General features: G+C 58.0%; 11 protein-coding genes, 4 pseudogenes and 1 riboswitch. Of the genes and pseudogenes, 5 read left to right on the top strand and 10 right to left on the bottom strand.

Features of this window, described 5'->3' with window-relative positions:
* Window positions 1–47: 47 nt before the first annotated feature.
* Window positions 48–1,121: a putative urea ABC transporter substrate-binding protein gene (locus tag F3H58_RS24350; RefSeq protein WP_149744067.1), complete on the bottom strand. Its 1,074-nt coding sequence runs from the start codon at window positions 1,119–1,121 to the stop codon at window positions 48–50.
* A gap of 74 nt (window positions 1,122–1,195) precedes the next feature.
* Window positions 1,196–1,305: riboswitch (guanidine-I (ykkC/yxkD leader) on the bottom strand.
* A 178-nt stretch (window positions 1,306–1,483) separates the two neighbouring features.
* Between F3H58_RS24350 and F3H58_RS24345 the strand changes: the two are divergent.
* Window positions 1,484–1,669: pseudogene (locus F3H58_RS24345) on the top strand (hypothetical protein); the annotation flags it as partial.
* 42 nt (window positions 1,670–1,711) lie between these two features.
* On the opposite strand, the gene F3H58_RS24340 reads toward F3H58_RS24345, so the two are convergent.
* Both F3H58_RS24340 and F3H58_RS24335 read right to left on the bottom strand, forming a co-directional pair.
* Window positions 1,712–2,584 (bottom strand): class I SAM-dependent methyltransferase, encoded by an 873-nt coding sequence (locus F3H58_RS24340; RefSeq protein WP_149744066.1) that lies wholly within the window; start codon window positions 2,582–2,584, stop codon window positions 1,712–1,714.
* Between the two features lie 35 nt (window positions 2,585–2,619).
* On the bottom strand, window positions 2,620–3,267 hold the full coding sequence (locus F3H58_RS24335) for a TetR/AcrR family transcriptional regulator (RefSeq protein ID WP_149744065.1): 648 nt from the start codon (window positions 3,265–3,267) through the stop codon (window positions 2,620–2,622).
* Window positions 3,268–3,487: 220 nt separating this feature from the next.
* Between F3H58_RS24335 and F3H58_RS24330 the strand changes: the two genes are divergently transcribed.
* From F3H58_RS24330 to F3H58_RS24315, 4 genes and pseudogenes are all read left to right on the top strand, one after another.
* Complete coding sequence (locus F3H58_RS24330) at window positions 3,488–4,381, top strand: NAD(P)/FAD-dependent oxidoreductase (protein WP_188129058.1); 894 nt, start codon at window positions 3,488–3,490, stop codon at window positions 4,379–4,381.
* Window positions 4,382–4,400: 19 nt separating this feature from the next.
* Window positions 4,401–4,508: pseudogene (locus tag F3H58_RS24325) on the top strand (isoprenylcysteine carboxylmethyltransferase family protein); the annotation flags it as partial.
* 331 nt (window positions 4,509–4,839) lie between these two features.
* Window positions 4,840–5,301 carry a DUF4126 family protein gene (locus F3H58_RS24320; RefSeq protein ID WP_149744063.1) on the top strand — a complete coding sequence of 154 codons (462 nt, stop codon included), beginning with the start codon at window positions 4,840–4,842 and terminating at the stop codon, window positions 5,299–5,301.
* Window positions 5,298–6,659 carry an FAD-containing oxidoreductase gene (locus tag F3H58_RS24315; protein WP_149744062.1) on the top strand — a complete coding sequence of 454 codons (1,362 nt, stop codon included), beginning with the start codon at window positions 5,298–5,300 and terminating at the stop codon, window positions 6,657–6,659. The genes F3H58_RS24320 and F3H58_RS24315 overlap by 4 nt, the downstream gene beginning before the upstream one ends.
* A 480-nt stretch (window positions 6,660–7,139) precedes the next feature.
* Here F3H58_RS24315 and F3H58_RS24305 read toward each other — a convergent pair whose 3' ends face one another.
* The 7 genes and pseudogenes from F3H58_RS24305 to F3H58_RS24275 form a co-directional block, all read right to left on the bottom strand.
* A complete protein-coding gene (locus F3H58_RS24305; RefSeq protein ID WP_149744061.1) occupies window positions 7,140–8,096 on the bottom strand; it encodes a DUF808 domain-containing protein in 957 nt (318 codons plus the stop codon).
* Window positions 8,097–8,176: 80 nt separating this feature from the next.
* Window positions 8,177–9,141: pseudogene (locus tag F3H58_RS24300) on the bottom strand (magnesium and cobalt transport protein CorA).
* Window positions 9,142–9,595: 454 nt separating this feature from the next.
* A pseudogene (locus tag F3H58_RS24295) lies at window positions 9,596–9,813 on the bottom strand (cold-shock protein).
* On the bottom strand, window positions 9,785–10,420 hold the full coding sequence (locus F3H58_RS24290; protein ID WP_149744059.1) for an alpha/beta hydrolase family protein: 636 nt from the start codon (window positions 10,418–10,420) through the stop codon (window positions 9,785–9,787). Before F3H58_RS24290 ends, F3H58_RS24295 begins: the two are co-directional and overlap by 29 nt.
* A gap of 377 nt (window positions 10,421–10,797) precedes the next feature.
* On the bottom strand, window positions 10,798–11,253 hold the full coding sequence (locus F3H58_RS24285) for a Rid family hydrolase (protein WP_065695153.1): 456 nt from the start codon (window positions 11,251–11,253) through the stop codon (window positions 10,798–10,800).
* A gap of 425 nt (window positions 11,254–11,678) precedes the next feature.
* A complete protein-coding gene (locus F3H58_RS24280; RefSeq protein WP_149741357.1) occupies window positions 11,679–11,942 on the bottom strand; it encodes a hypothetical protein in 264 nt (87 codons plus the stop codon).
* Window positions 11,943–12,062: 120 nt separating this feature from the next.
* Window positions 12,063–13,436, bottom strand: coding sequence for an ISNCY family transposase (locus F3H58_RS24275; RefSeq protein WP_149741356.1), 1,374 nt, complete (start codon window positions 13,434–13,436; stop codon window positions 12,063–12,065).
* Between the last annotated feature and the right edge of the window lie 84 nt (window positions 13,437–13,520).

Genomic DNA, 13,520 nt, shown 5'->3' with positions numbered 1-13,520 from the left:
GTGATGGCAGGGTGGAAGACCGGGCCGGGGCGCGGTGGTGCTGCTCCTCAGAGCATTCCCTTGGCTGCTTCGGCCATGTAGTCCGTCGTGAAGCGGAACTTGACGTTGGACGCGTCACCGCGGACGGCCCCGTCCGGGAACGCGATGCCGATCGCGTCCGCCGATGAGGCGCCGTTGCCAAGCAGGCCCTTGTCGAACAGGAAATGCCGCACCCGGTCCATGGTCTTCGGCAGGTCCGGCGAAGCCGTGAAGGCGAGTGCATCCTGGGGCTTGTCGAACAGTTTGGTGGCCGCCATCTGGGCTTCGAAACCGGCAAGATCCGTGCCGGACGCCTTACCCATCGCCTCGCGCGCAGTTTTGCCTTCCGCGCTTTCGGCTGTCATCACCTTCATCGTATCGTACCAGATGCCCGCGAGCGCCTTGCCGAAATCGGGATTATCCTTTAGCACATCGGTATGGGCGACCATCAAATCGATGATCTCGCCGGGGACTTTGGAACTGTCGAAGACCTTGTTGGCCGAGGAATTCTGGAGAATGGTCGAAACCAGCGGATTCCACGTCACGACAGCGGAAACCTCCGGTGTCTGGTAAGCGGCGACCATGTCCGCGTCGGACGTATTGACGACTTTCACATCGCGTTCGGATGAGCCGATGGTTTCGAGCGCCCGTGCAAGCAAATAATGCGACACGGAGAACTCCACGAGATTGATGTTCTGGCCCTTGATCTCGGTAAGGTCTTTTTTGTCCTTGAGGATGACGGCATCGTTTCCGTTGGAGAAGTCACCGACGATGACGGCGGTTGTATCGACGCCGCCGGCAGCGGGAATGGACAGGCCGTCCATATTGGTCAGCGTCACGGCGTCATAGGCGCCTGCCGTATACTGGTTCATCGATTCCACATAATCGTTGAACTGCGTGAGCTCGATATTGATGCCGTATTTGTCTGCCCATTTCTTCACGATGCCATGGTCGGCGGCATAACCCCAGGGCATCCAGCCGACATAGATCGACCAGGCGACCTTGAAATCCTTTTTTGACGCAGCATCCGCTGTCGAAACGAGCGGGAGCGCAAGAAGGCCCCCCAGTACGGAAATGGAAATGATCGTTTTGAAAGTCTGCATTGGTATTCCCCCTTTTGCTTGTTCTCAAAAAGGGATCGGCATAGACCAACGCCGCCAATCCCTTGGCTAACGAGGTCTCCCGGGCTTTTGTCCCGCCGTGCATCCGTGCGAGATTTCTCCTCGCACAGTGGCTGCTCTCGGACCAGTCATGCAAACCTGCACCGGAACCCTAGCGGCCAACTCGGAATTAACGAAGCAAACCGCGTGCCAGATTGGATTCCGGGCTCTGACGCGCGATTTCGTAAAAATGCAAAGAATAGTGCCTGATTTGTGTTCTTGCCGATGGGCTTCCAAGCTTATTTTTTAGGCGCAGCTTCGGCCAGCCGCCGTTTCGTGGCTTTCGTCAGGCCACTCCGTCCCCGATGGCTGTCTCGGTTGTCGGGATGGGAGGTGTAAATCAGCAGTTCTTCCCGACGTCGGATCGGCCTGAGGTTCTCGTCGAAGTTCGCGTGCCTGAAGGCACGAGCATCGAAAGCACTACGGCCGCAGTGGCGAAAGTTGAGGACTGGCTACAAAGGCAGCCGGAAACAAAGGTTGCCACCAGCTACGGTGTGGTTCCGGATCAAGCCTCCAAAGCACGCTGCCCGCGGTTAATCCCTGTCAGTTTGCGGGTTGCGCGCGGTGACGATCCACGCCGCGCCGTTGATCATCACCGATCGCTCACCGGGGCACCCCGCGAAGGCGGCACGAACCGCAGCCGAGGCGCGGGCGCGAATATCGTCGGTCTGATCAGCAAGTGCGCGCGCCAGTGGGCCGACCTCAAGTGTCATCGCCACCGCGTCGTCGAGCGCCGCATCCCGCGTGTCCCCCTTGCCAAACGGAATGGAGGCATCGAATGGTGCGATAGCGACGTCAGTGAAGCCAGCTGCCGTCAGGACACGCTCCACCCGCGCCTGGTCGCCAAACGAGAACGCGCCGGGCGCTTCGGGATCGGGCGGCGTCATCATCGGGAGGATGCTCTGGATCGCGCCCATCGGCAGGCGCACCCAATCGTTCTCGGCGATGCTGCGCCAGCAGACGAAGGCGACCCGCGCGCCTGGCTTGAGCGCACACCGCATATGAGCGAACGCTGCTGCAGGATCCTCAAAGAACATCACGCCAAAGCGGGAGAACAGGATGTCGAACGTACCCTCGGGCAAGTCTGCGCTGCTGGCGTCGGCCACCTGGAAAAGGGCCGGCGTATCCTGCGGTGCTAGCGCGCGCGCTCTGCCGATCAGCGGCTCGGATATGTCCACGCCTAACACATGGCCTCCCGCGCCGACGTGCCCGGCCAGATCCAGACTAGACGCGCCCGCGCCGCAACCGACGTCCAGCACGCGTTCGCCCGTGACTGGCGCAGCAGCTTCGATCGCGGCCTGGCCGAACACCGCCATCATGGCATCGAGCCGTGCCTGGTAAGCGACCCAGCGCTCTCCGCTTTGGCCTTTCCAGTCGGCTACCTGAGAAACATTCTCCCCTGTCATGCCATATCCTTTGTTCTGATCCGTTCTTAACCAGGCTATCCGCCCGCGTGGTCATTGCCACTGTGCGCAGCGATGAACATGGCGACGGCCGACCGGCAATAGGATTCGATTTCGTTGTCGTCCTCTGCTCTCGCCTGATCGAAGCGTGCGATAATCAGGAGATCGCATCCTTTGAAAAGCGCAGCAAACAAGCGGGCGGACCGGAGAGGATCGGGCACGTTCAGAACCGCCTTCGCGTGCAACTGACGCAACAGGGCCTCGATTTGGGCGATGATATGGGCGGGGCCTGCTTCGTAATGGAGCTTGCTCAACGACTTTTGGTTCGGCGTGTCGGCCATGACCATGGCTTCGACACCGCTGACGTCCGGGCGCAACAGCGTGCGAAGCAGGGATGATCCCACCGCCATGAGCTGATCTTCGGCCGAACCGTCGACGCCTTCAAAAAGGGCCTGTGGTAAAAACTGATGGCAGCGGGCCGTAAAGGCCGCCCCGAACAGCGCCTCCTTGTTCTCGAAGTGCTTGTAGATGCTGAGCTTGGATATCTTCGCTCGCTGGGCGACCTTGTCCAATGTCGTCGCGTGAAAACCCAACTCCGCAAAGAGTTCGCTCGCTGCGTCGACGATCGTTTGGCCAAGCGCCTCGTTGACGGGCCGGCCGCGTCGGGCCTGACTATTTTCGGTCATGGTGAAATCCAGTCCTTGACAGTATCGTTATTCTTGAATTACGATACCATTCAGTTTCACAAATATGCAAGCCAAAATGCGCCGACATACACACGAGGGTGCCATGCAACGACGAACACTGCTGAAGCTGGCCGCGCTTTCCACCATCGGCGTCCCCCGTGCCCAGGCCGCGGCCACGCCCAACTCAACGCATTCGATCCGCAACTCGGAGTCTACCACCATGGATAATGTCATCATCATCGGCGGCAGCTTTGCCGGTCTCGCCGCCGCCCTTCAGCTCGGCCGTGCCCGCCGCAAGGTCACCGTTCTCGATACCGGCCTGCCGCGCAATCGTTTCGCTGGCCGCTCGCATGGCGTGCTCGGCCACGATCACAAGCCACCATCCGACATCCTCACCGAGGCGCGGCAGCAACTGGCGCGTTATCCCGCGATAAGGCTGCTTAATGCCCGTGCCGACAGCATCTCCGGTACCATCGACAATTTTTCCGTCCTCACTGGCGATGGCGAAAGTCTAAGCGCGCGCCGCCTGATCCTGAGCTATGGTGTTGTCGACCAGATGCCTGCTGTTCTAGGCTTTGCCGAAAGCTGGGGCACATCCATCATCCCATGCCCCTATTGCGACGGCTTCGAAGTCGCCGGCCAGCATTGGGGCCTTGTGTGGTCGGGTCCGCAGTCGATGAATCAAGTCAGGCTGTTTCACGATTGGACCGACAGTTTGACGGTCTTCGCCGATGGTCACGATATCGCACCCGATATGCGAGCCGATCTGGCGGGCCGTAAGGTACCTGTCGTTGATGGCCGGATCACCGGGATCGCCCGTCACGGGGACCACAATGCCACTATCAAGCTCGATACGGCCCCCGATGTCGCAGTCGATATTCTGTTCGCGCATCCGCGCAACAAGCCGTCCGTGAGCCTGCATGAATCACTCGGCCTCGTCACGGTCAATACGCCAACCGGTATTGCTATCAAGACCGACGAGCGCCGCGAAACCAGCGTGCCCGGTATCTATGCCGCCGGCGACCTCGCAAACCCCGGAATCCCCTCGGTCACTACCGCATCATGGCAGGGTGCGATGGCGGGTATCTTTGCCCAGCAGTCGATGCTGGTTTGAGGAAAGATTGGAGATGAGCATGGCCGTCGAACCGGACAGCGCGGGTGTGCGCTTCCCTCCGCCCTTCATCTATCTGGGAGCACTGTTGTTGGGGCTGGCGGCGGAGCGGTTCGTAACCTTGCGCTCCCCACGGTCATGCGCCGTCTCGTATGACCGTTGACCGGTGGCGCTCGGCCTCCTGCCGATTGACATGAGGGCCAGAATGACTCCTGTACGAAGAATGGATGGCTCCTGCGACACGCAGCGCCGCTGTCGACCAAAGGGCTCAGAAATGGTACGCTTAAAGACCTACCGGGCCCTGGGCCACGGCATGTTGACAATCAATCGGGCATGATCAGCGCTGACATACGGCCTTCCTCCAGAGCTGATGCCTCCAAACGCGCTACGATATTCCTGTCATCTGTCCGACGACCAGACACCGCCGCACGGTCTTGATTTGCACAACTCAGGGGACCTGCATGCTCATTCTTCTCTCAATTCTGATAGGAATCGTCGCCGGTCTACGCGCCATGACCGCTCCCGCCGCAGTTGCCTGGGGCGCTTATCTCGGATGGTTCGACATCTCTCAAAGCAGCCTCTCCTTCATGGGGTCGATCTGGGCCGTGGCGATTTTTACCGTGCTTGCCATCATCGAACTCATCACCGACCAGCTTCCCAGCACGCCTTCGCGCAAAGTGCCCATGCAGTTCGGAGCACGTATCGCGGCGGGCGCTCTCAGCGGTGCAACGATCGCCGCAACTGAGGGCATGGTGGTTGTTGGGCTCCTCGCGGGTGTCGTCGGCGCTGTGATCGGAACATTTGGCGGTGCGGCTGGTCGCGGCTATCTCGCCAACCGGTTCGGCCGTGATCTCCCCGCCGCCCTCATCGAAGATGCGGTCGCCATTGCACTTGCACTGCTCGCCGCGACGGCCGTGTCATGAGGGAGTACGACGCGATCTTCATTGGAGCCGGACAGGCCGGACCGTTTCTCGCCGCCCGCATGGCCGCGATGGGCCGCAAGGTAGTCCTGATCGAACGGAAGTTTCTTGGCGGAACCTGCGTAAATGCCGGATGCATGCCGACAAAGGCCCTGGTCGCCAGTGCCAAGACCGCCGAGGTCGCCCGGCGTGCATCGGAATTCGGCGTCAAGATTGATGGCGAGCCCATCGTGGACATGTCGGCCGTGGCAGCCCGCGCCAGGAAGGTGACCCTAGACGCGAGAAGCGGTCTGGCGGCTTGGTTCGACAGCCTCGAGACAATGGATGTGGTCTATGGCCACGCCAAATTCGTCGCCGCGAAGGCGGTATCCGTGGAAGGGAAGCGCTACACCGCCCCGCAGATTTTCATCAATGTGGGCGCGCGGCCGCATATCCCCGATGTTCCGGGCCTCGCCGATGTGCCTTATCTCACGAGCACGTCGATGATCGCGCTTGAGGAATTGCCGAAGCATCTGGTCATTCTCGGTGGCAGTTATATTGGATTGGAATTCGCCCAGATGTATCGGCGCTTCGGCGCGGAGGTCACTGTCATCGAGCGCGGGCAGCACCTGGCGGCTCGGGAGGACACGGATATCTCGCAAGCCATCGCGGATGTACTGACCAAAGATGGCATCAGGATTCTTCGGGGCCACAACCTGCTATCCATTGCCAGAGACGGCGCAGATGTGGTCGTGCGGACTCATCAGGGCGAAGTTCGTGGCAGCCATGTCCTGGTCGCCGTCGGACGTCAGCCGAATACCGACGATCTCGGGCTCGATCTCGCAGGCGTCGAGACCGATCAGCGCGGCTTCATCACCGTCGATGAACGTCTGCAGACGACTGTCGACGGCGTCTGGGCACTTGGCGACTGCAATGGGCGAGGGGCCTTCACCCACACATCCTACAATGATTTCGAGATCGCGGCGGCGAACCTCCTCGACGGCGGCGACCGCAAGGTGACCGACCGCATTCTCGGCTATGGCCTCTACATCGATCCACCGCTCGGGCGTGTTGGCATGACAGAGCGCCAGGCGAAAGAGGCCGGCCACCGGATCAAGGTCTCGACCCGTCCCATGAGCCGCGTCGGCCGCGCCGTCGAGAAGGGCGAGACGCTCGGCCTCCTGAAACTCGTCGCCGATGCCGACACCGACCAGGTGCTCGGCGCCGCCTTTCTCGGGGTCGGTGGTGACGAGGCGGTCTACGGTGTTCTCGACGCCATGAACCTCGGGGCCACAACCGAAAAACTCAGATGGGCCGTACCGATCCATCCGACCGTCGGCGAATTGGTGCCGACACTGATTAGCGATCTCAAACAAGCCTGACGTTCAGTATTGAAACCGCCCGCTCCACCATTCCCACCAAGGCTTCGCCTCTGCCAGCTTTGATGATCTTGTGCGGGTCAATATGCCGATGGAGATCCGTTATGTGCTACAAAAGGTGAAGCGGACCGGCGGCGGGCCATTGACCAAGCTATCAGCTCGTCAGCACCACTGGCCGAACGACACGATGTCGGACGTGCGGGTTATGGTGCGCTTTATCGGCTGGCAGAGGACAACTTGCGGCTGGACGTGGCCTTTCCGGTTATGGGGCCATCGGACTTACACTTGACGCACGTTTCAACAATGCTTGGTCGGTCGGTCTGGAATACCGAACGGGGTTTGGTGGCTCCGCAGCGAGCGACCCTGTGGTCAACATCAGGATAGGTGCCACGTTTTAAAACTGGCGTAAGATAGCGCTTCCCCGGATGGATGCTCTTCTTAGACAGGCCGCAGCATAATTGCTACTAAATCAGCGACGGCAAGCTAACTGGCTGCGGTGTGTCCAGAAATGAGTTGCTTCCAAGTCGACAGGAACATGATTGCAATTGAGCCAATCAGAATGCCAATGATTGCCTGGGCAAAAGAAGTGGCTAGCCAATTGGTGATTTGCGGGAAAACTACCAGGGTTTGTTCGACACTGGATGCAAACGTTTCGATCAGATGCTCTGGTTGATGCAATCCCAGCCCGGCCAGGCTATGCACGATAATGCTTCCGCCCACCCACAGCATCGCCGCCGTTCCGACAATTGCAAGCGCCTTCAAAAGGGCAGGCACACCCTTGACGAGGCCCGCACCGACTGTCCTTGTTAAAGCGCCACCTGCCTTTGAGAGGTGCAATCCCACATCATCTGCTTTGACGATGAGCGCCACGATACCATACACCGCAGCGGTGATCAGGATCCCGACGGCCGCCAGCACCCCGGCTTGCGAATAGATGCTCAATGTCGAAACGCCGGCAAGCGTAAGAGCCATGATCTCGGCCGAGAGGATAAAATCGGTGCGGATCGCGCCGGAAACTTTGCGGCTTTCCAGATCCGCCGCGTCGAGCGTCGTATCCTGAACCGGACCGTGCTTTGAGGCGTGAGGGAAGAAGGCCTCGTGAAGCTTCTCCGCGCCTTCAAAGCACAGGTATATGCCGCCGATCATCAGCAGTGGCGTGATGAGCCAAGGCGCGAAATATCCAAGCACAAGGCAGATCGGCAGAAGGAAGATCAGCTTGTTTTTCAGCGATCCGAGCGCAATCTTTCCGATGATCGGAAGTTCCCGCGCGGGAGCCAAGCCGACAACATATGTCGGAGTAACGGCAGTATCGTCGATCACGACGCCCGCCGCCTTCACGCTGGCTTTCGCTGTCTGTCCTGCTACGTCGTCCAACGACGCAGCGGCCGCCTTCGCGATAGCTGCAACGTCATCAAGCAATGCGATCAGTCCAGTAGCCAAATCCAACTCCTTTACGGCTTCAGTGCGATCCGTGATTTTAGGCAGTGCGCTCGATGGTCGGCGAGAGATGCGATATCACACTATAGCCACCCCGATTTTTTGAAACGGTAATACAGGAAAGCGCAAAGTGTGAGAATGACAGCGATTACGGCATAATAGCCGTATTCCGATTCAGCTCCGGCATATGCTCAAAGTTCATTCCGTAAATTCCGGCTATTGCCGTAGGTACGGCAAGAATCGCGGCCCAAGCCGCGAGTTGGCGGGTGATCGTGCCTTGGCGCTGCTGTTCCAGAAGGTTTGAAGCTTCGAACACGGAGGTGATGACTTCTCGCAAGCCCGACATCATGAACTCGACGCGCCGCACGTGGTCGAGGACATCCCGGAAATAGGCTTTGGCATTGTCGTCGATACAGGGCAGTTCCAGGTTTGTCAGCTTGCCTATGACTTCGGCCATCGGACCGAGGATGCGCTGAAAGCGGATGACCTGTCGGCGCATACGGAAAAGTCGCCTGATCTGCTCGCGCTCGAGAAACGAGATCAGCATATGCTTTTCCATCTCAAGTACCTTGTCCTCCAGCGTTTCCACCATCGGAAGATAGCCGTCTACGACGAAGTCGATGATCCCGTGCAGGACATAGTCAGGTCCATGGTCCAGCAGTTTTGGAGAATGCTCGAGCTGTTCCCGTAATTCCTTGTGAGAGCGTGCCGAACCATGCCGGACTGAGATCACATGGTGCCGCCCCACAAAAATACAGGTTTCGCCATAAGCAATCTTGTCTCCTTCGAGATGAGCGGTCTTGATAATGACGAAGAGCTGGTCGCCATAGACTTCGACTTTCGACACCTGGTTGCCGTTCAGGGCGTCTTCTACGGCCAACGGATGCAGATCGAACATCGACTTCAGACTTGCCATTTCCGCGGCTGTCGGCTCGGTAATGCCGATCCAGGCAAATTCGCCGTCGGTCTGTTGAAACGGATCACCCGTCAAGGGGAGTTCTTCGGTGCGTTTGCCGAGCCGATAGATGTAAGGCGCAATAACTGTCATGAAAACCGCTCTCAGTGGCAACGGCTTGTGATGTGGCATCCAGCCACAGCCGTGGCAAGAGGTAGCAATGTCTAAATGCGAGGATCGTCAGTCCCGCCTCTCTATTTAGGCCTGTCGGAAGCTACGAACAGCTTCGGCCGACAGCGGGTTCGAGCGGCGCCCGGCGATACGTGCGTCCCGACGATGCCCACGCCACAGGGATTCCATAACTCTGTCTTCGGTCGAACAGATCAGGGACTCCAAGCCGAGAAGATTGCCGTATTCGTCTTCAGCCAACGAGCAGCGGATTCCAACGCGATTGCAGACGTAGTTCTCAACAACCAAGTCGACGTCCGCTCTTGCCGTTCGCTTCCCCGGCGGGACGAGCTCTGAAGGATTTTGCCCATCGCCTCTGCGTCCTCCGTCGTGGCGGTGTGGATTCTCATCTCAGTCGGAAGGATCCTGCGAAGCGAGCCTAGATCCGTCGAACGTTTTCCTCCTTCGACTTCCCGGTCTTTCGGTCTTGACCGACTTCGTAGGAAGCGTATGGCCTTCGCGTAGCAGCGTGGAACCCTGCACGGCGCTCACGTGGACGAACACATCTTGTCCGCCGTTCTCCGGCGTAATGAATCCGAAGCTCTTGTCCGAGGAAATTGGTAGGCTATCACAACGTCGCCGCCCATTCAGCCACATGATCTGCAGCGGTCGAGATATGCTCTGCGGCTGTGCGTCCCGACACGGCTTTTCGCGGCCGGAAATCATGGTCTCCGTCGTCCAGCCAGAGAATTTCGATCTTGTCGGAAAGCTTGTAGCTGGGAACTTCCTCCCGCGATCCGAGAAGGTCCCGAGTTCCCTGACAGATTAAGGTAGGCGTCCTCATGTCCTCGAGATGAGCGGTCCGCAAATTGTTGGGCTTTCTAGTTGGATGGAATGGATATCCGAGACAAAGCAGCCCGGAAATCTTACCCGCATCGCGAAGATCATCCGCGATCATGCTAGCCACACGGCCGCCCATGGATTTGCCTCCTATGACAACTCTTCCCATCGAGCCGAGCTCGTCGATCACGGCTTCAAATTCTTGCTTGAGGACCTCTGCGCGGGGCGGTGGCGCACGCTTTTCCGAAGACCGTCGAGCCGCCATGTAATCGAATTCGAACCGGACGATCCGCAAGCCTTTGTCGGACAGCGCCGCGGACATGGTTTTCATCCACGTCGTGTCCATCGCGCCACCCGCTCCATGGGTGAGAACGACGGTGACGTGGGCATCTTCGGGGCCGGTGATGAGGAAGTCATGAGGCATTAGAGGTTCTCCTGGTTCATGGCATTGTTATCCGCAGTGCGGGACAATCGTCACCATCGGTAACTTCCCTGGTGCTTACAGGGGCCGTTTTTGGAGAATATTCCCCAAGTGCATCATGCCGCGCGACGCCGCTGCCCCGTTAGAAATGCGACACTGGCTCCGGCAATCAGCCCTCGACCGGACCGGCTGAGCCGGGTTGCAAGGGCAGGAAGGGGCAGGTGATGACTCCCCCTTCGGCTTTAGCTTCCTCAGTCGTCACGACTGCATTGCGGCATAGGGTGACAATCGAGGAAGTAGCCACGCTGCCGTATGAGGCATTGACTTGCGCGGTCTTTTTGACAAACCGCGCTTTTCTATCTGAGTATCCTCACAGCCATTTACCGGTCCACGACTGCGCGGAACGTGATTTCAACAAGCTGCTGTGGAAAGGCGAGCCGCGTAACACCAATGATATTGCTCGCAAGCTGAGGAAGATCGGAACCGTAGACTTTTTTTCGGATTTCCGCGGCCGGGCCGAAGGCTGCATCGACGTCGAGTACGTAAAGTGTCTCTTCAACCACGTCATCGAAGGTCGCGCCGAATTGTTGTAGGAGGACCTTGGCGTTCTGGTAGGTTTGACGAATTTGAGCTTCCATGGTCTCGAACGAAGCTGGCTTTCCAGCGGCGTCGATTTCGGCGGGTGCGACAAGATTACCCTGGCTGTCATGGCTAAGCTGCCCAGAGATGTAAATCGTATCCTTAACCTTGACCGCTTGTGCGTAGCCAAATGCTTTTTCCCAGGCCACGCCGTGGTTTGCGGATTCAACGCGTAGGGTGTTTGTTTCGTTCGTCATCTTGAACTCCTTCGAGAAATGTTTGGAGCCCGAAACTGAACGAGTTTGACTGCGCCGTGAATTGCAATAAATCTAACGAGTGTATTGCGTTTAGCGCAATGCGTTGCTTTCAATCTTACGGCGTCCGTCCGATAACCAATTGTTATCATTGGCATGTCGCACTTCGAAATAGAATGTACCCCCTTACACATTTGTGGCGGCAAGGTTGGAATGTCGCGGATCGTGCAAAGTTAAAATGTCATCTGTCGCTCTGCCAGCCAGTTAGAAATGCGACACTGGCGCCGACGGCCAGCCCCCGACCGGACCGGCTGGGCCGGGTTGCAAGGGCAGGGAGGGGGCGGGTGATGGAACCCCCCTTCGGCTTTAGCTTCCTCAGCGTCTTGGCTGCTTTGCGCCAATAACGGCCATCAGCTCTCAGCGAAAAGTTACCGAGGAACCTTCGCCAGCCACTCTTCTGCACGGGAGATAACAGGGCCAATATGTGGACTAAACTCTTCTTTATCGTGCCAAGCCGCAATCTCAAGGTCCATTCCGATGTCTTCCATCTCTTTGACGAGATGATACGGGAGTGCTTCCAGCGCCCGTCCGTTAAGCAGGAAGGAACTTGCAGCAGATGACGGAAGAATTTCCCGACGACATAATGACAAAAGCGATTGCTCAATTTTTTGTACGAGCGACGCGTTTGACAATGGCGACTCCTGTATCTCTGGATCAGAGTGCCAATTGTCTATCATTTTTACTCGATCTGAAAAGCGGGCGGGTATCGTATCAGTCTAGTACAAATGTCTCCTTCGGGCCAAAAGCGGCCTTCACTCAGCCGCATCCATTTGAGCAAGAGCCTTTTGCCGTCTCGCAATGACGTCCGGATCATTCATGAAATCCGTCCGCCGACCGGGCTTGCGACCTGTTGGCTTATAGCCGTTCTTGTTGCTGTTGGTCTTCGGCTTCCCGACGTGGTGTCGATCTTGCTGATCTTTTATGTAAGCCAACACATCACTGAGACGCTTGTTCTCCACGACCGCCGCATGTGTCACGCTTTGGTCCTTATCGAAGGTTCTGTGAGGTAAAGAGTGACCTTTCCATCGGATATCCAGCCGACCATCGGCGTAAGCATATGTCTCGACATACTTTCCGACCAGGCCGCGTGTGATGTCGTTCTCCTCGAGCATGATGCGTTTGCGCTCATAAGAGAACGTCAGCTGCGCACCGACATAACGTTGCTCCCGTTTGCAGAGCACGTCGTTCAGCCTGTTTGCTGCCAGACTGACGGGTCGATGACGGTTCTCGGGGCGGGTAGGGGTCACCGCAAAGCGGTCATTGTATCGCTCGATGAAAGCAGGCACGAAGGCATTGCCGGCCTCCACGTCACTGATATTGGCAAGTCGCAATTCCTTGACCAAGCGATCTTGCAAGGTCCGGTTCATGCGCTCGACGCGTCCCTTGGCCTGGCTGGAATTGGCGCAAAGAATCTCGATATGCAGCTCCGATAGAGCGCGGCCGAACTGCGTCATGCCTTGGCCGCCCTTGGGGTCTTTCTTTGCCACCCGAAAGACCGAATGCTTGTCGGAATAGAAGGCAATCGGTGCGCCATGCTCTTTGAGGTAAAGCGCCAATGCCTCGAAATACGTAAACGCGCTCTCAGATCGAACAAACCGGAGCTGCATCAGCTTACCGGTCGCGTCGTCAACGAATACCAGTAGAGAGCAGGCCGGACCACGATCCTCGAACCAGCGATGCTCCGACCCGTCGATCTGCACCAACTCGCCATAGGCCTCACGCCGCAACCGCGGCTGATGAAACGTTCGCCGCTGCTTTCTCGAAAGCCATATGCCGGCATCCTGCATCCATTTGCGCAGCGTCTCACGCGAGATTGTGACGCCATGCTCTTCCTGAAGCTTCTCGGCCGCGAACGTAGGTCCGAAATCAAGGTAGCGTTCACGCACCAGCATCAAAACGTAATCACGGACGCCGGTGGCTATTTTATTGTTGGACGGTCGACCGATCGCTTTATGTCTGATCGAGGCAGCGCCGGTAGCCTCAATACGACCAATCAGTCTCTGAACATGCCGAACGCTGATTGCCAGTACATGTGCCGCTGCGACAATGGTCATGCGGCCATCAACGACTTTCGACAAAACCTCGATCCGCTGCAAATCGCGCTCACTCATCGTGATCAATCCCATCTGCATCTCCCAGGCATCGTTCAGACCCGGGGAGTGTGACATTCCAACTTTGCAGAAACAGGACACTTTAACTTTGCGGCTACA

The sequence above is a fragment of the Rhizobium sp. NFACC06-2 genome (assembly GCF_900101425.1).
GTDB classification, from domain to species: domain Bacteria; phylum Pseudomonadota; class Alphaproteobacteria; order Rhizobiales; family Rhizobiaceae; genus Agrobacterium; species Agrobacterium leguminum.
This window is presented reverse-complemented; position numbering and strand designations above follow the sequence as displayed.